This is a genomic window from Kallipyga gabonensis (assembly GCF_001286805.1).
Taxonomy (GTDB): Bacteria; Bacillota; Clostridia; order Tissierellales; family Peptoniphilaceae; genus Kallipyga; species Kallipyga gabonensis.
The window spans coordinates 923,933-943,459 of the sequence record NZ_CXYV01000002.1 but is presented as its reverse complement, the minus strand read 5'-3'; the positions used below and the strand labels follow the sequence as shown (position 1 = coordinate 943,459).

The window sequence follows — 19,527 nt, the reverse complement described above, 5'->3', positions numbered from 1 at the left end:
AAGGAAATCCCGGATGAAAAGAAAATACACCCTCTGTTTCATTTTTTTCATCGTCTGCTGTATATTCTCTTTACCCCCTCAAGTCCACGCAGAGGGAGGAGACCGAGTTCGGTCAGTCCTTATTCAGGCTAATCTGAAGGAAGATGGATCTGCGGACATCCGGGAGGAGTGGGATATTGAAATTGCTAGTGACTCTACGATTACGGAGTGGTACTTGCCCAAAAGCCACTTGAACGGGTCGACCATTAACAATTTTGTCGTTAGGGAGGATGGCCGGGTCTTTGAAGACCTGGGATCCAACTGGGACGTCGACCGGACCAGGGAGGAAAAAGCGGGAAAATCCGGCTTTGTTGCCAGTGATGATGGGCTTGAACTTTGCTTTGGCATTGGATCTGTCGGTCGTCACCACTTCACCCTGACCTACCAAGCCAGCGAGCTTGTTGACGGCTTCAGAGACAAAGATGGGTTTTATTGGCGATTTGTCAATGACCAAATGTCTCCCCCTCCGGAATCGGTTAGGGTGGAAGTCCGGGGTCCACGCCCTTTTACGTCACAAGACGTCGAATTGGCTCTTTATGGGAATACCGGTTCAATCTCTATCAATGAAGAAGGAAAGATCCTCGCCCATGCTGAGGGATCGGACTATGGATCCAAAGAGAATCATATGACCCTTCTTGTTTCTTTTACCAAGGGCATTTTTTCACCGGAAAAGCAAAACATGGACCAGGACATTGAGGACCTTGCCAATCAGGCGGAGGAGGACGGCGATTTTCCTTTTTGGATCATTCCGCTTATTGTCCTGCTGATCGTGGTGCCTGTTGCCGTGGTTATCCTCTTCTATTCAAAAGCACGGAAAAAAGAAGCCTACCTCCCCATGACCCGGAAGGAGAAAAAATCGGTGCCGATCCAGACCACCCCTCCCTTTCAAGGCGATCTGGTCATGGCCTATATGGCCATGAAAATCACCGATGAAAGCTTATCCACACCCATGCTGGATCAAAGGCTACAAACCGCCTATCTCCTGGATTGGGCCTTGAAAGGGAATCTTGACCTATCCTTGGATGAAAGCAAAGGCTTCTTTGAGGAAGATAAGAGTTCCATCCGCTTTCTTAGCGGAGATCCCGGCTTCTCGCCGGAAGACCTCTTTGCCCGGGCTCTTTGGGATTTCTTCATCCAAGCTTCCGGATCAAACCACCGCCTCACTATCCGGGCACTTCAGGATCATATTCGGGAGAATGACAAGGCTTATGAGAAATTGTGGAAGCTGGCCAAGGAAGAAGGGGAAAGGAAATTACTGGAAAGCGGAAATCTGGAGAGACTTTCTGATGAGGAAGCCCTCCAAGTTACTGGCCAAGGCCGCATGGAAATCCCCAAAGTCTATGGCTACCGAAACTATCTCCAGGAGTGGATTGACCGCTTTGATGGTCAAGAAGATAATCCCAACCTCCAAGAGACCTTTGCCTTCGCTTGTCTTTTTGGCTTGATGGGCGACTTTGAGAAGAAAATGAGGAAATTGGGCCTCCAAACGGCCGACCGGGTCGCCATGTCCCAGCACTCCTATGGTCTCCCCTGCTATTATTTCCTTTCCGCCAACCATTTCTCCCAGCAGAGTCAAAGCAGCTTTAGCTCTACCGGATCGATGGGCGGTGGAGGCGGATTTTCCGGCGGAGGATCCGGAGGAGGCGGACGCTGAGACAGTATAAAAAAAGATATAAAGCAAGAAAAAAGGGCTCGACAAGCGGAATTCCGCTTGTTGGGCCCTTGCTTATTTTTGCTTATTCTATTCCATTTCGAAGGCACCGGTATAGAGCTGGTAGTAGACCCCTTCCTCTTTGAGAAGGTCTTCGTGGGATCCCCGCTCAATAATCCGCCCCTGATCCATGACCATGATCACATCGCTGTTTTCTATGGTGGAAAGTCGGTGGGCGATCACAAAGACGGTCCGTCCTTCCATGAGCTTGGCCATCCCATCCAGGACAACCTGTTCGGTATGGGTGTCGATGGAGGAAGTGGCTTCATCCAATACTAAGGCCGGTGTTCCGGCAACCGCTGCTCGAGAGATGGAGAGGAGCTGACGTTGACCTTGAGAAAGGCTGGATCCGTTAGCGGAAAGTTCGGTTTGATAGCCCTCGGGCAAGCGGGAAATAAAGGAATGGGCTCCGGCAATCCTGGCCGCCTCAATACACTCTTCATCTGTAGCATCCAGCCGTCCGTAACGGATATTCTCCATGACCGTACCCGTAAAGAGGTTGGTGGACTGGAGGACCAGGCCCAAAGACCGACGAAGGTCTTCTTTTCGAATTTCCCTGATGTCGATTCCATCGTAGAGAATCCTTCCCCTATCAATCTCATAGAAGCGGTTCATAAGGTTGGTGATGGTGGTCTTCCCGGCTCCTGTTTGCCCCACAAAGGCCACCTGCTGACCCGGTTCAGCGTAGACCGTGATGTCGTGGAGGACGGGTTCACCCGGGACGTAGGAGAAGTCCACCCCTTCCATCCGCATATCCCCCTGCATGGCTTTATAGGAGAAGGTTCCATCCCCTTGGGGAATCTTCCAGTACCAGGACAGCTTTCTATCCGTGCTTTCCTCAAGTTGACCCCGGGCATTCTTTCGGCAGTGAACCAGGCGAATCTGCCCTTCATCAATTTCTTCCTCCCGGTCAAGGAAGCTATAAATCCGGCCCGCACCGGCCATAGCCATGACGACGGAGTTGATCTGCTGGGAAAACTGGTTGATATTCCCGGTGAACTGCTTGGTCATATTGAGGAAAGGAATGAGGATGGAAAGAGAAAAGGCCATGCGGGAAATGGAAAAGTTAGGTAGGCCGGAGAGGAGGTAAAAGCCCCCCACCATGGCCGTCAAAACATACATGACGTTTCCGATGTTCATGATGATGGGCCCCAGAGCGTTGGCATAGCCATTCGCTTTCGAGGATACCTCAAAGAGAGCCTGGTTCTTCTCCTCCATCTTCCCTATTGCCCGGTCCTCATGGTTGAATACCTTAACCACTTTCTGTCCGGTCATATACTCTTGAAGAAAGCCCTCCAATTCGCCTAACTTCTCCTGTTGCTCACGGAAAAAGCGGGCTGATCCTCCGGCAACCTTCCGAGTAACCAGGAACATGGCCCCAATACCGAAAAGGACCAACACAGTCATTGGAATGGAATAATAAACCATGATGAAAAAGAGGGTCAAAACGATGACGCCTGCTCGAACCATGGAAGGAAGGCCACCGGAAACTAGCATACGGAGAGCCTGGGTATCGTTGGTGTAATAGGACATAATGTCCCCGTGCTTGTTTTGATCAAAGAAGGAAAGGGGAAGGTCCTGCATATGGTTGAACATCCGCTGGCGGAGGGAATGAAGAAAGTGCTGGGTAACGACGTTCATTGCCTGCGTCTGGAAGGTGATGAGAAGGACGGAGAGAAGGTAGAGAATGACCAGGATGGCCAGCAAGGGGAAGATAAGCTCCTTGGCCTGGGGCCATGAGGTGTCTCCGGTCGCTAAGAAGTCCGTAAGGGTGGCCAGGATCTTCTGCTGAAAGATGGCCGGCAGGGCGGTAATTACCGACGAAAGAACGGTGGAAATAAGGACCAATGGGAGGAGAATGGGGGCTCCCCGAAAAAGGTCTTTAATGAGACGAAGGAGGATCCGGGGATTGGCCGTATTATTCTTTTTATTGGACATGGGTCCCACCTCCTTGTTTTTCGTTGGTCTCCCGGTAGGAAGGGACGGTTTTCAAGAGTTCATCGTGGCTCCCCATGGCTAGAACTTTACCGGACTGCATGAGGATAATCAGATCCGCATCTTTGACCGAAGAGATCCGCTGGGCAATAAAGATCTTTGTTGTTCCGGGAAGGAACTCCTTGAGCGACTGTTGAATCAGGGCATCTGTTTTCGTATCGACCGCAGAAGTGGAATCGTCAAAAATGAGGATTTTTGGCTTTTTCAGAAGGGCTCGAGCGATGGTAAGCCGCTGACGCTGACCACCTGAAACGTTGGTTCCCCCCTGCTCAATGACGGTTTGATAGCCATCCGGAAAGGAGCGAATGAAGCCATCCGCCTGGGCCAGCTTAGCTGCCCACTCGACTTCTTCATCGCTGGCATAAGGATTACCCCACCGGATGTTTTCCGCAATAGTCCCTGAGAAGAGGACGTTTTTTTGAAGGACAAGGACAGCCTGGTCACGAAGACTTTCCAAATCATAGTCCCGGACATCCCTTCCCCCAACTTCAAGAGATCCCCGACTGACATCATAGAGGCGGGGTATGAGCTGAACCAGGCTGGACTTTCCGGATCCGGTCCCTCCCAGGATCCCCACGGTCATGCCCGATTCAATCCTAAAGTTGAGATCGGAGAGGGTATCCTCTTCCGCCTCCTCTGAATACTTGAAGGAAACGTGGTGAAAGGATACCGATCCGTCGGAAATGGTCCGGATTCCTCCCTCCGGAGAATGGAGAGTCGACTCTTCCAGCAAGATCTCGTTAATCCGGCGAACGGATTCAGCCGACATGGTCAGGAGGACAAAGACCATAGAAAGGAACATGAGCTGGATCATGATCTGCATTCCGTAGGTCAGCATGGCAGACATCTGACCAACATTGAGGTCTACCCCACCGGAGGAAACAACCATTTTTGAGCCGACGACAAAAATAAAGAGCATGTTGAAATAGATGGCCAACTGCATAACCGGAGAGGAAAAATTTACGATGGTATTGGCCTTGGTGAAGATTTTCATCATCCTCTCCGAATCACCTTTGAATTTTTTCTTCTCATAATCGCCACGAGCATAGGCTTTAACTTCCCTGGCCGCCTGAACATTCTCCCCTACCGTTCGGTTGATTTCATCAAACTGGCGGAAGCCCTTACGAAAATGGGGCATGGCAATCTTGATGATGAAGAAGAAGGCGACGGCTAAAAAAGGGATGATGATTAAAAAGGAATAGGCCAATGATCCGGCCATCCGAAAGGCCATGAAGAAGGCAAAAATAATGACCAAAGGGGCCCGGACCGACTCGCGAATGAGAATCATGAAGGACATCATGACATTGTCGATATCCGTCGTTAACCGCGTAATCAGGGATGGTGTGGAAAATTTATCAATGTTCCCAAAGGAATACGTTTGAATTTTCCGAAAGAGGTCTCCACGGAGGTTTTTGGCAAAGCCGGAGGAGGCTTTGGCGGAGGTGAAACCTGCCAAACCGCCGGTTGTCAGAGACAGACCGGCCATGAGAAGGAGAAGAAGACCCGTTCGTGAAACGGCCGCCATGTCCATAGTCTGTCCTTGAAGACTATTGATCAGATTGGCGGTGAAAAAGGGAATAAGTGCATTAAAAATAGCCTCCATTACAATAAAGAGCACGGTCAGGAGGCTGAGCGTTTTATATTCCCTTAAGGATCCTAAAATATTTTTTGCATTTTTGACCATAAAAACCTCAACGATCTATACCCCTGTTCAGGCAGTAAAGAGAATAAAAGAAGTAAAATGTAGATACCCTCAGGAGCAAATTCAAAAACAGGAAAGACCACATCAGTTAGAATAGAAGAAGAAGTTGACTTAAAAGCCAATGAAGAAGGGGGAACTTCCTATGCACGGCATTGTTGATTACATTCATGGCGGTCACCTGGACAGTTTTGACCGGGTGGTCCTCTGTAGCCGGTCGCCCAGAAGGCGTGAACTTCTGGCCTATCTTAACCCCATCTGCCGGAGCCTGGACCTGGATGAGCGAACTATCGAATACCGATACATGGCCCTCTATGGATCCGACCATTTCATCGACCGGGTGGGTAAGACGGCCTGCGAATTAGCAGGGGCTAAATGCGGTCTTGGTGAAGGGCCTGAAGAAAGCGGAGCCCTGGCCGGAAGTCTCTATATCGGGGCAGATACTATGGTCCTTATGGATGAATCAGTTTATCACAAGCCTCGGGATCTTGAGGAAGCGGAAACCATGTTCCGGTCCTACTTCGGCCGAACCCACCACGTGGTAACCGGGGTCTGCCTTCGAACAGTCTCGGGCTTCCAGTCATTTTACGCCATTACGGCGGTCACTTTCGTTCCCTACTATCCGGACCTGGAAGAGTCCATTCAAGACTATCTGACTCATGGTCAAGTCCTGGATAAAGCGGGAGGCTACGGCATCCAAGACCTCGACCCTCGATTCGTCGCCTCCATTGAAGGAGACATTCATAACGTGATCGGCCTCCCTCTGGCTGAACTTGCCCGACGGATCGCTCCCTTTTCCATTGATCCCAGGCCGAAGGATTTTATTTCACTGGATGAGTTTACCCGGATTGTACGAGACTTAGTGGACGACCTTCCCCCCTCTTTTTTTGATGGACTGAACGGACTTGTTCAAATTCATCCGGAAGTCAGCTACCATCCTGAAGCCCGGGACAAAGACCTTTGCATCATGGGCCAATATGTCAGAGATAAGCTGGGACGTCGGATCGATCTTTACTATGGCTCTTTTCGGATCATTTATCGAGGCTGGTCAGGCCCTGCACTAAGAGACCGAATCAATGAGGTCCTTGTCCACGAATTTCGCCATCACCTGGAATCCAGGGCTGACCTCCGAGATCTTGAAATTGAGGATCAGGCTTTCCTTCAGTCCTACCGGGCCAACCAAGATCATAAGACTATCCGACAACTTGAAGATTAGCTACCGCTAAAAAAGATAGCGGCGATAGGTCGTCATGTAGTCGTTAAAACGGTTAATGAGGTCTTGGGAAGCATAGTCGGGCCTGACCCGCCAGGCCCAGTTCCCTCCCGCTATGCCCGGAATGTTGATTCGGGCCTCCTCCCCCAAACCCAGAAGATCCTGGAGGGAGAAAATGGTCAAATCGCTGACCGATCCTAATAATGACCGTACCGCTCCCCAGTGGGTGCCCTCTTCCTCATTCAAGAGAAGGTAGGTATCCACTCTTTTTTTTACCGGATCGGGAAGACTCCGATACCAACCGACAAAGGGATCCGAATCATGGGTGGAGGTGTAAATGACTGAATTCTTCACATAGTTATGGGGAAGGTACCGGGAATCATCCCCTCCGAAGGCAAACTGAAGGACCCCCATACCGGGATAACCCATGGTGTCTTTGACCCGACTGACCTCCGGTGTGAGAGACCCTAAATCCTCTGCAATCAAGGGAAGATCAGGAAATTCTTTTTGGATAGCCCGGAAAAAGTCCAAACCGGGTCCCCCGACCCATTCTCCCCGGTGAGCAGTCTTATCTCCGTAGGGAATGGAGAAATAGGTTGTAAACCCGATAAAGTGGTCAAGACGAATGAGGTCAAAGAGGCGGGCGTTGACCCTGATTCGGTCCAACCAATAGGAATAGCCCTCCGCTTTCAAGGTCTCCCAGCGGTAGAGAGGGTGGTTCCAGACCTGTCCATCGTCTGAATAGGCATCCGGAGGAACACCGGAAACCCGGATAGGTGCCTTCTCTTCATCCAGAAGAAAATACTGAGATTGGGCCCAGCAATCTCCGGAATCCAGAGGTGTATAAATAGGGAGATCGCCAATCAGCTGAACGCCCTTGCGATGAGCATAGGCCTTGAGACGGTCATAATGGCTAAAGAAGGCGTATTGGAGAAAGATCTGATAGTCTACTTCTTCCCCCTGAGTCTGACGGAAGGCTTTTAGGCTATCCTTCTCTCGATATTTCAGCTCCCTTGGCCAGTTTACCCAGTCCCGTCCGTAAATCCTGCGGAGACTTCGGTAAAGGCTATAGTCTTCCAGCCAATTTTTATTCCGGTCTAAAAAAACCTGGTAATCCTCCGGCCGGGGCCTTTCCTGAAAGCGGGTGAACGCCTGACGGAGGACCCTGTCCCTCCCCTGATCTAGGGCCAGGTAGTCAATTCTTGCGGGATCCTCCCCCCATTCCGGGTCACTCAGGTCCTCTTTTTCCAAGAGCCCTTCTTCCTGGAGAGCCTCTAGGTCAATAAAATAGGGATTTCCGGCAAAAGAGGAAAGGACGGAATAAGGAGAATTCCCGGATTCCGGACTGGTCGGTCCGAGAGGCAGGACCTGCCAATAGGATTGATGGGTGGCGGCTAGAAAATCGATAAAGCGATAAGCTTCCCGACCCAGACTTCCGATCCCGTAGGTAGAGGGGAGGGAAAAAATGGGAAGGAGAATTCCAGATGCTCTTTGCAAGGAACCGACCTCTCTTTCATGTGCTTATGGACTGTCTTTCCCGGTTTAATCGTCCTCCCGGGATAAAGCCAACATGGCCTGACCCACGATCGTCAAAGATTTCATCAACTTCTTTACATTTACTCTTTCATTGGGCTGGTGTTCAAGGGGAGTGTCTCCCGGGAAATTAGGCCCGAAAGCAACCATGTTGGGAAAAACCTTGGCATAGGTTCCTCCGCCTATCGCTAAGGGTTCGGACAAATCGCCTGTCATCGTCCGGTAGACCCCCAGGAGTCGCCGGATGAGTTCCGAATCTTTGGGAACATAAAGGGGATCGGTGATCTTCCGGTCTAAGAGCTGGAGACCATAGTCCAGGCAAGCCGATTCCAGGGCTTCCTTGACCTTGTCGTGGTCACCGTTTTTCGGATAACGAATATCCAAACCGAAAGAAAGTTTCCCTTCCTCGAGGCGAAGGGTGCCCAAGTTGACCGAAGTTTCTCCGGTCTCCGGATCCTCAAAGTGGATGCCCAATCCCTGCCCCTTGGTATCACGTCCTATTCTTTCCAGGATGAAGGACCGAACCTTGTCAAAGTCTCCTCCGATCTTCACCTCCCCCACCGCTTCAAGTAGGGTGACCAGGGCATTTCTACCCAGCTCGGGCATGGACCCATGGGCTCCGGCACCTTTCGCTTCAATGATTGTCTTTCCTTCTTCCTGTAAGACACAAAGATCTTCCTTCTCCCCAATATTCCAGTTTCCTCCCAGGACAAGGCGGGCGGAGTCCGGAACGACATTGAGGGCACGGCCGGCTTCAAAAGCCAGAATCGGAATGTCTCCTTGTTGAAAATCTTCACAGCCGATATAAGCGTGGGTGGTCCCTTTTTCAAAAAAGATCAGGGGAAAATCGGCATCGGGGGTAAAACCCATAACCGGCATTTCCTGACCGGATTCTACATAATGGCGGACACAATGGGAGCCGTTTTCTTCGTTGGTTCCAAAGATGACTCGAATTCGGCGATCAGTGGAAATTCCCAGCTCCTTGATGGCTTGTAAGGCATAGAGAGCTCCAATGGTCATCCCTTTATCATCAGCCGTTCCCCGTCCATAGATTTCCCCATCAATGACTTCACCAAAAAAGGGATCATGATCCCAATTCCCATCCACAGGAACGACATCCAGGTGACCCAGGACGGCAACCATATCCTTGCCCTCCCCATATTCCGCATAACCCACCCGGTTATCCACATTTTTTGTCTCAAACCCCATGGACTCCGCTAATCGTAAGGCATAGTCAAGGGCTTTTCTTGGCCCGGGTCCAAAGGGAGCTCCTTCCCCAGCAGGACCCATAACCGAATCAATCTTTACTGCCCCACCGATACCCCGGAGAACCTCCTCTTCCATGGACAAAATCTTCTGGGTTAATTCCTTTTGAATCATTCTCTTTCCCTTTCTAAAAGCTTTGCTTCCAAACGGAAAACTCATCTTTCATTCGATGCCGGTTCTACTTCGTCCGTCTTCCGGTTTGGTACCTTCTTAAAGAGGCCGGTGACCATAAGAGCAATGGCTCCATCACCGGTGACATTACAAGCCGTCCCGAAGGAGTCCTGAAGGGCGAAAATGGAAAGCATGAGGGCCGTCCCGTTATCATCAAAGCCCAGAACGGAAATAATCAGCCCTAGAGAGGCAACAACTGTTCCTCCCGGAACGCCGGGAGCCGCTATGGCAAAGATGCCGAGGAGACAAGCAAAGGTGACCATAGTCATGGGATCCGGCAAACGACCATACAAGATCTGGGAGACGGTCATAACAAAGAAGGTTTCGGTCAAGACAGATCCGCAGAGGTGGGTGTTGCAGCAAAGAGGGATACAAAAGTCCCGGATTTCCGGATCCAGGGTCTTGGCCTTGGCCGCTGACTTCAAGGCCACAGGTAGGGTGGCAGCCGATGACATGGTTCCCAGGGCGGTAAGGTAGGCCGGTGGATAGTGGCGGAGAACCTCCATGGGGTTGGTCTTGGAAAGGGCTCCACCAATGCTATAAAGAAGGGTTAGCCAGATATAGTGGCCGACAATGACGATCAGGATGATTTTGAAAAAGATGGGCAGCTCTTTGATGATGACCCCCTCATAGGCCAGGCTGGCAAAGGTGGTGAAGATATAAATGGGAAGGACGGGAACGACGACATTTTCTACGATCTTCAGGACCATATCGTTAAAGTCCTCCAGGAGCCTGGTCCAGGATTCCGACCGGGTCCAAATGACAGACAGACCGATAAGGACGGCAGTAATAAGAGCTGTCATGACGGGCATGATAGGAGTGAACTTGAGTTCAAGGAGGGCTTCCGGGAGGGCACGGCCCGATCCTACTTCTGAAACAATATTCAGGCCGGGAATGATCAGATAACCCGCTGCCATGGAGAACAGGGCTGCTCCCACGGAAGACAGGTAGCAAATGATCAGGGTCACGGTTAAAACTTTGCCCGCACTATGGCGGAGGGAGATGATCGCAGGGGCAATAAAGCCCAGAATAATCAGAGGAACCATATAGCCTATAAAGTCCCCGAGAATATTTTTCGCTGTTAATATCACTAAAATAAGGCCCTCTGAAGCATAGGTTCCTATAAGAACACCGGCCACAATGCCCAAGAGAAGTTTGAAAACGAGGGTGTGGGTAATTTTTTTCATCTTATCCTCTCTTTCTTTTCCTCCGACTTTCACTCAGGAGAGATCATAATCGATGTATACAGAAAACCCTTTGCTTGGCCGGTTGACCGCCGGACTTCCACAAAGGGTTGGAATATCACAGGTTATTCTTCTTCCAGGCCCGTAGTGAAATTATCGAAATAGCCTTGAATGAAGACGACCGGGGTTCCCTTATCTCCTGAACCGGAAACCAGATCGGCTAGGGAGCCCAGTAGGTCTGTCAGGTGACGAGGAGTGGTTCCCTCCGATTCCATTGCCCCTTTAAGGTCCTTGTCCTTGGCTTCAATTTTCTTGGCAATAGCCTTGCGAAGTTCTTCGCCCTTAAGATCGGCAAAGTCATTATCCGCAAGGTACTTGAGTTTAAGTTCATTGGGAAGACCGGATAGACCTTGCGTAAATCCCGGAGAAACGACAGGGTCGGCAAACTCCCAAATGCCGCCATGGGGATCCTTGAACCCTCCATCCCCATAGACCATGACTTCGATGTTCTTTCCGGTGACCTCCTTCAATTGCCGGGCCAGATTCTCAACAAAGGACTGGCAATCTCTGGGAAAGAGTTTGACTCTTTCTTCCGAGGCCTTATTGGATCCCAGAAGGCCATATTCCTCATTGTAACCGGAACCATCCACAGACTCCGTCAAAATATCATCCAGACCATAAACAACTTTTGCCCCGGCCGATTTAAGCCGGCGTTTGGATCTTTCCTTGGTATGGATATCGCAGGTGATGACCTGGTCGGTATATTGGAGAATAGCTTTAGGCTGGTTGGCCAGGAAAATGACCAATTCACAGTCTTCCGCCTCTACCAGATCCCGGTAGAATTTAATATAGTCCACGCCGGTAAAAGGATGTCCCACCTGACCGAAAATCCGATAAAAGTCTTCTTCAGAGATGACATCATTGTAAGGATCCAGGCCGGCCTTATCCATCGCCTCAACAGTGATAAGCTGGTTTCCCACCTCATCCGAGGGATAGGTCATCTGGAGGTAAATCTTGTCCATGGCCCGGGCAATGGCCTTGAGGTTCATGGAGAAGCGGTTGCGGGAGAAGATGGGGTTAAAGAGTCCGACTTCTCTCTCGGGGAACTTTTTTTGAATGTCCCGGGCAATCTGATCCACGCTGGCGTAGTTTCCCTGAGCCCTGGCGACAATGGCCTCGGTCATGCATAGGACATCCCGGTCATGGAAGGAAAATCCTCCTTCTTTTCCGGCAGCTTGAAGAGATTCGACCACCATGCTGGCAAGGTCGTCCCCTTCCCGGATGATGGGGGTTCGGATCCCTCTTGCCACAGTACCGATCATTCTCATTGGTGATTCCTCCTTAGTAATTTACTCATTAACTATATTTCAACGAAGAGGCATTTTTGGTTAAAACGTCGTGGGCTCCGCCTTCTACAATAGAAGTGGAGGAAACCAGGGTGAGCTTTGCTTTATCATGGAGTTCCTCAAGGTTGAGGGCTCCGCAATTGCACATGGTTGCTTTGACCTTGGCCAGAGACGCTTCTACATTGTCTTTGAGCCTCCCGGCATAAGGAACGTAGGAGTCAACACCTTCTTCAAACTTTAGCCCCTGCTTTCCACCCAGGTCATAGCGTTCCCAGTTGCGGGCACGAGCGGACCCTTCTCCCCAATACTCCTTCATCATGGAGCCATTGATGTTGATTTTCGCTGTTGGAGATTCATCAAAGCGGGCAAAATATCGACCCAGCATGCAGAAGTCCGCTCCCATAGCCAGGGCTAAGGTAATGTGGTGGTCGTAGACAATGCCGCCATCTGAGCAAATGGGAACATAAATCCCGGTTTCTTCAAAATACTTGTTTCGCTCACGGGCAACATCGATAACGGCCGTCGCCTGTCCACGACCGATGCCCTTGGTTTCGCGGGTGATGCAGATGGACCCGCCGCCAATGCCGATTTTGACAAAATCTGCACCACAGTCGGACAGGAAGCGGAAACCTTCCCCGTCGACGACGTTTCCCGCACCGACTTTGACCTTATCCCCGTATTCCTTACGAATCCATTCGATGGTCAGCTTTTGCCACTCAGAAAAACCTTCGGAGGAGTCGATGCAGAGGACGTCTGCCCCAGCTTCCACCAGGGCCGGAACCCTGTCCTTGTAATCCCGTGTGTTGATTCCTGCCCCGACCAGAAGTCTTTTATGTTCGTCTAAAAGTTCGTTAGGGTTTTCCTTGTGGCGGTCGTAGTCTTTACGGAAAACGAAGGCAACAAGACGGTCCTCATCATCAATAATGGGCAGGGCGTTGAGCTTCTTATCCCAGAGAATATTGTTGGCTTCAGAAAGAGTGATCCCCTCCTGACCAAAGACCAGCTGGTCAAAAGGCGTCATAAAAGTCTCCACTTTTTCCGTCCCATCCATCCGGGACAAACGGTAGTCTCGGGAAGTGACAATGCCCACCAGTCTACCATGCTGGGTGCCATCTTCTGTAACCGCCATGGTGGAGTGGCCGGTCTTTTCTTTCAGGGTCAAAACGTCATCCAGGGTGGATTCAGGAGAAATGTTGGAATCGGAGGGAACAAAACCGGCCTTATAATCCTTGACCGACTTGATCATCCGTGCCTGGCTTTCAATCGATTGAGAGCCATAAATAAAGGACAGACCGCCTTGACCGGCCAGGGCGATGGCAAGAGTGTCATTGGATACCGACTGCATGATTGCCGAAACCATAGGTATGCGGAGGGAAAGGGAGGGGCTTTCTCCCTTTTTGAAACGGACCAGGGGAGTCGTCAAATCAACACGGTCGGGGATATTTTCGCTGGATGAATAGCCGGGAATAAGCAGGTATTCATGAAATGTTCGAGATGGTTCTGTTAGGTAGATAGCCATGGGTCCTCCTTCTTGTTTTACAGCCAATCAAACTGAAATCCTTCAACATCAATCGTATCATTTTCTGAGGGATTTTTTTCCCGAATTTGGTCCATCACCCCCATATCCTCCAGTCGACGCTCAAAAAAGCGAACGGAGCCTTCATCCGTAATGATGAGCCGGCGAACCAGGTCTTTGACCGGTTCTCCGGTCACATAAATGGTCTCCCCCTTTCGCTCCACCTTAATCCCTTCATCCCTTTTGAAAAACTGTCCCACATCAACCAATTCTTCATCAAAGGAAGCCAGGGTTCGCGGCAGGTCCTTCAGTGCATCAACAATAGCGTATTTGAGATCTTTGATGCCCTCCGTTGTTCCCGCGGAAAGAGGGATGATCCGAACTGGCGTCTCCCCGATCGCTTCTTTGAATTTTTTCAATCCCTCTTCTGCACCGGGCAGGTCCATCTTATTTGCCGCAATGATCTTTACTCGGTTGGGAAGAGCCTCGTTGTAGGAGGCAAGCTCTCCTTGGATAAGAAGGTAGTCCCGGTAGGGATCTCTTCCCTCAGATCCCGCCATGTTCAGAACGTGAACCAAAACCCGGGTTCGCTCGATGTGGCGAAGGAAGTCATCACCTAAGCCGGCACCGGAGGAGGCCCCCTCCACCAAACCGGGAATATCTGCTAAAACAAAGGAAAGGTCGTGGTCAATGTCCACCACGCCCAGGTTGGGAGCAAGGGTGGTAAAGTGATAGTTGGCTATTTTGGGTCGAGCATTGGAGAGGATGGAAAGGATAGTGGACTTCCCCACATTGGGCAGTCCCACTAAACCCACATCTGCAATCAGCTTTACTTCCAAAACCACTTCCAATTCCTGACCGTGTTGGCCGGGGATAGCGAAACGGGGAGCCTGACGTACGGAGTTTTTGAAATGGGTGTTCCCCTTTCCTCCCCTTCCGCCTCGCACTGCTAAAAAGGTCTCCCCATCCTGGGTTAAGTCGGCGATGGGAAGGAGGGATTCTTTTTCCCGGATGACCGTTCCAACCGGAACCTTGAGATAAAGGTCCTGGCCCGACTTTCCGGCCATCTTCTTCCCCATCCCATTCATGCCTGACTCCGCCTTATAGCTCCGCTTATACTTGAAGTCCATGAGGGTAGCGACATTATTGTCGGCAATAAAGTAAATGGAGCCGCCTCTTCCTCCGTCTCCACCATCGGGGCCTCCGGAAGGAATAAAAGCTTCTCTCCTCCAGGAGACAGCACCATCGCCCCCCTTTCCTGCCTTCAGTTGTATGCTGGCTTTATCGATAAACATAGGCCCTCCTCATTACTCGGGGTCTTGGTTCAATTAAGAAAAGGAGCCGCTAAGGCGGCTCCTTCAATCCTCTGCCCAGTCCGACTTAGGCAGTGGCAACTTCTTCAAGGGGATAGACGGATACTGTCTTTTTCTTTCCGGCTGTCTCAAAGCGAACAATACCGGGAGCAATTGCGAACAAGGTGTCGTCTCCGCCCCGCTTCACGCCCATCCCGGGATGAATCCGGGTTCCACGCTGGCGAACGATGATCTGGCCGGGTTTAACGACAACGCCATCATGCTTTTTAACGCCCAGTCGTTTAGACCGAGAATCACGGCCGTTCTTGGATGAAGAAACACCCTTCTTCGAAGAAAAAAGTTGAAGATAAAATTTCATCTTAAAGGTCCTTTCTATCCTGAATCGTTATATATTCAGGATGGTCTTTAGCTAGATCTTTCAAATTAAAGACAAAAGTCTCCAGAGCAAAATCAGTATATGGTATAGCGGCCGGGTTCTCATTATTCGGAAGGAAAACGTCCATCTTTCCTTCGTCAAACTCGACCTTCAGTCCTTCAATATGAAGAACCTCCTGGAGAGCATTCACTGTTCCAATCGCCAGAGTAGAAGCCGCACAACAGATGAGGTCCTGGCCATAGGGACCGGAGTCCGCATGTCCTCTCATTTGAAAGCCTCTGTACCTTCTCTGGGAAGAGGTTGAATCATAAAAGAATCTTACTTGAATCATTAGCCCTGGATGTGGTCGATGGAAATCAGGGTGTAGGGTTGACGATGACCCTGTTTTCTCTTATAACCTTTTTTTGCCTTGAACTTTCCGACGATGATCTTTTTTGCCCGATCCTGGGCTTTGATCGTGGCTTCCACCTTTGCCCCTTCAAGATAGGGCTTGCCCACCTTCAGGCTATCACCGCCGACCACTAAAACCTGATCCAGGGCAATCTTATCGCCAACCTCGCCCTTGACCTTTTCAATGCGAAGAACTTGTCCTTCTTCAACTTGGTACTGCTTACCACCGGTTTTAATTACTGCGTACATATCTCTCTCCGTTCTGTTAGACTCGCCAATGGAGGTATTGAGACAAAGACTTCTCAATTTACGAAAAACCTCTTCTGAGCGGTTACACATCAAGTAATTATAGCAGAAGAAATCACAACGAGCAAGTCCTACTCAGCATGGTTATCCTCTTCTTCACTGTTTTCAGGCTTACTTTCCTGAACATCAATGTTCCTGGCTTTCATGGGCTGGTAGCTTTCATAACCTGAATAGTAAGACGAGTCATAGGCCTCGTTGGAAGGATCTGTCTTCAAATAGGCGGCGGCGTGGTCTCTGAGCATGGGTACGGCATTGACAGAGGAATCGCCCACAGGATAGAAGATCACTGTGGCAATCTTTGGATCTTCAAAGGGGGCAAAGCCCATAATCCAACAATAGGGGGCAAAGTAACGCCCGGTTCTCGGGTCAATCTGCTCCCGGGTTGCCGTTCCGGTCTTATGAGCCAGGTGGAAAGGAACAGTATTATTGATCCGGTAAAAGCTGGCTGAAGCCTGCCGCATCCCCTCCTGGACTTCCTTGAAGACTTGAGGGGAAATTTTGGCTTCCTTCTTCTTCGGTGATTGCTTATACACCATAGTCTTGTTGTCGGAACCTCTAATTTCTCTCACCAAAGTAAAATCATAGGACTGACCCAGATTAGCGATCGTTTGGTCCACTTTGAGCATGGTCACGGGAGAGTAAGCGTTTTGCCCCTGACCGATCATGGTGTTTACTGAATCAGCTGAGGTCCATTGAATCTGGTTAAAATAAGAATACTTCAAGATGTCTGCCAGACCTTCGTTTTTTCCCTCCAGTGGGGTCATCGGTTCATAGCCCAACTTATCCAAACGTTCAATCACTGCGTTTCTGGAAATGGGTTTTTCCTCATCCAACCAGGACAAAATTCGATTGCTATCTTCCTTAATGATGGATGGATTTTTCTTGAGTCCTTCTTTTTTATAGCTGGCCAGGTTGGCATCCAGAAACCGGCGAAGAAGGGTCTTGGATAAGGCCACCTTTTTCTCCTTGGAGGGGATGGAAGAGGGTGCCTCACGAGGAATGTTAATCTCCAGTCCCGAAGGCTGATCCATTCCAAGTTCTCTAGCTGTCTTCCCCAGCTCGTCAATTTCCAGCTTGAATTTTGGGGCGGCGTTTCCTTTAGGATCATAACCCAAGCCCAGAACATAGAAATAATAGTTACAGGATTCTCGAAGGGCCGAATAAAGATTCATTGGACCATGGGATCCTCCCTGGTGGTAGATCCAGCAACGGAAGCGTTGATCACCAATATCCATATAACCGGTACAATTGACGGTGGCTCGAGGGTTAAGACCGTGTTCCACGCTGGATATGCCGACTACGGTCTTAAAGATGGACCCCGGTTGTACCGAAGATTGGGTTGTGAGGTTAAGCAAGGGTTTGGGCTTATTTTCATCAGGATTTTCCTCATCATTGAGCCTCTTCCAATCGGACTGGGAAATCCCGGTGACGAAGAAGTTTGGATCATAGTCCGGATAGGAGACCATAGAAAGGAGTTCCCCGGTCTTAGGATCGACAGAGATAGAGGAACCTGAATTCAAGCTGGCGGACCCGGTAATTCCGCTGTAATTCCCCCATGGAGACTGGTAACTAATCCCATGTTTAATGGAAAGAAGACCATTTTTTACAATTTCTTCCGATTGCCGTTGGAAATTAGCATCAATCGTCAAGTAGAGGTTGTTTCCGGCCTTGGGTTCCGTTTTTGAAAGAGTCTCTGTACGGTTACCGTTGGAATCGATCATGACCACCTGTATACCGTTAACCCCATGGAGGGTATCCTCAAAGGCCTCCTCCACACCGGTTTTCCCCACTAATTCATTAGGCTGGTATTTTTTCTCTTTGATGTATTTCTGAACCTCGGCCTCACTGGCGATTTTCCCAATATAGCCCAAAACATGAGACGCCAGACTACCATTGGGATAGAAGCGAATGGATTCACGGGAGACCATGAGTCCGGTCAGATCAGGAATATTCTCCTGGATCTTAGCCACCGCCCGAGGGGAAAGTTCGTAACAAAGGTTAACCGGAGTATAGGCATAATCCGCCTGCCATATGATTCGACCTTCCGTAACGAGTTTTCCATAATCCCAAATCGTATCGCCTGTGCTGGGAAGTTTTCTTTTTTCTAAAAGGGTAGAAAAGGCCAAGTCCGGTCCCATATCCTCCAGCTTATACCGCTTGAGAAAGTCAGCATGGTCTTTTTCCAGTCCATAGGTCCAATGCTTTATATCTATGCCCGGATAGAGGCCTGCCCCAAAAAGAGCATCCTGGGCAAGCCCCTTAAAATCATCATCAACGATAAGATCTTCCAGCAGATGATGAGCCTTGGCAAGACGGATAAGCCGGTCGACAGGCTTCTCTTCCGTATCTTCCGTCTTCTCATATTCAATCGATACCGATTTCGCATCGGATTGGATCCGGTAGGTTAAATTGAGGTTTTTTTCTAAGGGAGTAAGCCGGTTGATTAAAGCTTCTGCGGGAATGTTGAAGTGGTTCTCCTCTCCTACCGCCATGGAGGTTAAAAAATCCTTCAAGGCTGAAGCCGTAACCATGGTAGTAAAGTCCTGCCTGGCGGTGGAGTCAGCACTTACTCCGGGGAAGCGCTGGTGAAAAAGGCCTTTTTTCTGCAAAAGAGCTTCCTTGTAGGTATAGGCATAGGGAGAAAGAGTCAACTTCCCTTCTACCTTCTTTTCCTTCATGAGGTCAAAAGCCATTTTCCGGGCAGCAGGATGGCCCATGATTTGAGTCAGAATTGTTGGATTCTCCTTGACCATATCCGAGAGAAGAGCCATGGGATCATTTTGATTTTTGATCTTCCCCGCTTCCAAAAACGTATCGTACTTGGGATTTTTCTTATCAAAAACAAGCTTTTCTTTTTTTCCCCCCTCCATCGTTAAGGGGAGGGCATGGCCTTTTAAGGAAAATGCTTTAAGTGCTCGATCAGCGATCGAGACCTGATAATTACCTTCCTTACCCTCGTATTCGTAGACCATCTTCAACCATTCGTCAGTCAGGTCCTTTTGAATCATGGTTTTTTCGGCCAGACTTTGGGGGGTCGTGGCTTCCTTGAAATAATCCTCCGGATCCTTGTAACAAAAGATGAAGGAAGAAATGGGAAACTCATCCAGGTAATCCACCCCATCCTCATCCATATAGAGAACGAGTTGGGTTAATGTTTGATCTCTTTCCTCCTTATCGAGATTGAGAAATTCATCCTTGTAGGACTGAACGGCATAGGAAATCCGGGTTCCTGCCAGGAGAACCCCGTTCCGGTCATAAATATTCCCTCTTGGAGCAGTAATTTGTATTTCCTTGGTCCGTTTCGAGGCGGATATATTTCGGTAATATTCTCCGTTAAGGATCATAAGATGAAAGAGCTTCCAAACCAAAGCACCCATAAGGATAAAAAGGAAGATGATAATGATATTGGAACGCAAATTACGGGTCTTTTTCATGACAACAACCTAACTAATTACAGGGTCCGCCGAAG

The 19,527-nt window shown here is 49.7% G+C and carries 14 protein-coding genes and 1 other annotated feature; of the genes, 2 read left to right on the top strand and 12 right to left on the bottom strand.

Going from position 1 to position 19,527, the window contains the following annotated elements; genetic code table 11:
- Positions 1-13: 13 nt before the first annotated feature.
- Entirely contained in the window at positions 14-1,693 is a 1,680-nt protein-coding gene (locus BN2373_RS05760) for a DUF2207 domain-containing protein (RefSeq protein WP_053943150.1), read from the top strand.
- Positions 1,694-1,780: 87 nt separating this feature from the next.
- Here BN2373_RS05760 and BN2373_RS05755 read toward each other — a convergent pair whose 3' ends face one another.
- Positions 1,781-3,688 (bottom strand): ABC transporter ATP-binding protein, encoded by a 1,908-nt coding sequence (locus tag BN2373_RS05755; protein WP_053943149.1) that lies wholly within the window; start codon positions 3,686-3,688, stop codon positions 1,781-1,783.
- Positions 3,678-5,429, bottom strand: coding sequence for an ABC transporter ATP-binding protein (locus BN2373_RS05750; RefSeq protein WP_053943148.1), 1,752 nt, complete (start codon positions 5,427-5,429; stop codon positions 3,678-3,680). Before BN2373_RS05750 ends, BN2373_RS05755 begins: the two co-directional genes overlap by 11 nt.
- A gap of 160 nt (positions 5,430-5,589) precedes the next feature.
- Between BN2373_RS05750 and BN2373_RS08080 the strand changes: the two genes are divergently transcribed.
- Positions 5,590-6,660 (top strand): Maf family protein, encoded by a 1,071-nt coding sequence (locus tag BN2373_RS08080; protein ID WP_074017972.1) that lies wholly within the window; start codon positions 5,590-5,592, stop codon positions 6,658-6,660.
- Between the two features lie 6 nt (positions 6,661-6,666).
- Here the strand turns inward: BN2373_RS08080 and malQ are convergent, their stop codons facing one another.
- From malQ to BN2373_RS05695, 10 genes are all read right to left on the bottom strand, one after another.
- A complete protein-coding gene (gene malQ, locus BN2373_RS05740; RefSeq protein ID WP_053943147.1) occupies positions 6,667-8,154 on the bottom strand; it encodes a 4-alpha-glucanotransferase in 1,488 nt (495 codons plus the stop codon).
- A 45-nt stretch (positions 8,155-8,199) separates the two neighbouring features.
- Positions 8,200-9,570: a dipeptidase PepV gene (pepV, locus tag BN2373_RS05735; protein WP_053943146.1), complete on the bottom strand. Its 1,371-nt coding sequence runs from the start codon at positions 9,568-9,570 to the stop codon at positions 8,200-8,202.
- Between the two features lie 41 nt (positions 9,571-9,611).
- Entirely contained in the window at positions 9,612-10,814 is a 1,203-nt protein-coding gene (locus tag BN2373_RS05730; protein WP_053943145.1) for a dicarboxylate/amino acid:cation symporter, read from the bottom strand.
- A gap of 122 nt (positions 10,815-10,936) precedes the next feature.
- Positions 10,937-12,139, bottom strand: coding sequence for a coenzyme F420-0:L-glutamate ligase (locus BN2373_RS05725; RefSeq protein ID WP_053943144.1), 1,203 nt, complete (start codon positions 12,137-12,139; stop codon positions 10,937-10,939).
- A gap of 28 nt (positions 12,140-12,167) precedes the next feature.
- Positions 12,168-13,676 (bottom strand): IMP dehydrogenase, encoded by a 1,509-nt coding sequence (locus BN2373_RS05720; protein WP_053943143.1) that lies wholly within the window; start codon positions 13,674-13,676, stop codon positions 12,168-12,170.
- 17 nt (positions 13,677-13,693) lie between these two features.
- Entirely contained in the window at positions 13,694-14,968 is a 1,275-nt protein-coding gene (gene obgE, locus BN2373_RS05715; protein ID WP_053943142.1) for a GTPase ObgE, read from the bottom strand.
- Positions 14,969-15,053: 85 nt separating this feature from the next.
- The gene (gene rpmA, locus BN2373_RS05710; protein ID WP_053943141.1) at positions 15,054-15,344 is read right to left on the bottom strand and encodes a 50S ribosomal protein L27; all 291 of its coding nucleotides are present in this window, start codon (positions 15,342-15,344) and stop codon (positions 15,054-15,056) included.
- A 1-nt stretch (position 15,345) separates the two neighbouring features.
- On the bottom strand, positions 15,346-15,693 hold the full coding sequence (locus BN2373_RS05705) for a ribosomal-processing cysteine protease Prp (RefSeq protein WP_074017971.1): 348 nt from the start codon (positions 15,691-15,693) through the stop codon (positions 15,346-15,348).
- Entirely contained in the window at positions 15,693-16,001 is a 309-nt protein-coding gene (gene rplU, locus BN2373_RS05700) for a 50S ribosomal protein L21 (RefSeq protein WP_053943139.1), read from the bottom strand. The genes BN2373_RS05705 and rplU overlap by 1 nt, the downstream gene beginning before the upstream one ends.
- A gap of 8 nt (positions 16,002-16,009) precedes the next feature.
- Positions 16,010-16,095 (bottom strand) — a sequence feature (ribosomal protein L21 leader region).
- 34 nt (positions 16,096-16,129) lie between these two features.
- Positions 16,130-19,492, bottom strand: a complete 3,363-nt coding sequence (locus tag BN2373_RS05695; protein ID WP_053943138.1) for a penicillin-binding transpeptidase domain-containing protein — start codon at positions 19,490-19,492, stop codon at positions 16,130-16,132.
- Between the last annotated feature and the right edge of the window lie 35 nt (positions 19,493-19,527).

Excerpts from the sequence above, each read along its gene's own strand:
- BN2373_RS08080 (WP_074017972.1), top strand. The coding sequence starts at position 5,590 with ATGCACGGCATTGTTGATTACATTCATGGCGGTCACCTGGACAGTTTT.
- BN2373_RS05760 (WP_053943150.1), top strand. The coding sequence starts at position 14 with ATGAAAAGAAAATACACCCTCTGTTTCATTTTTTTCATCGTCTGCTGT.
- BN2373_RS05730 (WP_053943145.1), bottom strand. The coding sequence starts at position 10,814 with ATGAAAAAAATTACCCACACCCTCGTTTTCAAACTTCTCTTGGGCATT.
- BN2373_RS05725 (WP_053943144.1), bottom strand. The coding sequence starts at position 12,139 with ATGAGAATGATCGGTACTGTGGCAAGAGGGATCCGAACCCCCATCATC.
- BN2373_RS05755 (WP_053943149.1), bottom strand. The coding sequence starts at position 3,688 with ATGTCCAATAAAAAGAATAATACGGCCAATCCCCGGATCCTCCTTCGT.
- BN2373_RS05705 (WP_074017971.1), bottom strand. The coding sequence starts at position 15,693 with ATGATTCAAGTAAGATTCTTTTATGATTCAACCTCTTCCCAGAGAAGG.
- BN2373_RS05695 (WP_053943138.1), bottom strand. The coding sequence starts at position 19,492 with ATGAAAAAGACCCGTAATTTGCGTTCCAATATCATTATCATCTTCCTT.
- rplU (WP_053943139.1), bottom strand. The coding sequence starts at position 16,001 with ATGTACGCAGTAATTAAAACCGGTGGTAAGCAGTACCAAGTTGAAGAA.
- rpmA (WP_053943141.1), bottom strand. The coding sequence starts at position 15,344 with ATGAAATTTTATCTTCAACTTTTTTCTTCGAAGAAGGGTGTTTCTTCA.
- pepV (WP_053943146.1), bottom strand. The coding sequence starts at position 9,570 with ATGATTCAAAAGGAATTAACCCAGAAGATTTTGTCCATGGAAGAGGAG.
- BN2373_RS05750 (WP_053943148.1), bottom strand. The coding sequence starts at position 5,429 with ATGGTCAAAAATGCAAAAAATATTTTAGGATCCTTAAGGGAATATAAA.
- BN2373_RS05720 (WP_053943143.1), bottom strand. The coding sequence starts at position 13,676 with ATGGCTATCTACCTAACAGAACCATCTCGAACATTTCATGAATACCTG.
- obgE (WP_053943142.1), bottom strand. The coding sequence starts at position 14,968 with ATGTTTATCGATAAAGCCAGCATACAACTGAAGGCAGGAAAGGGGGGC.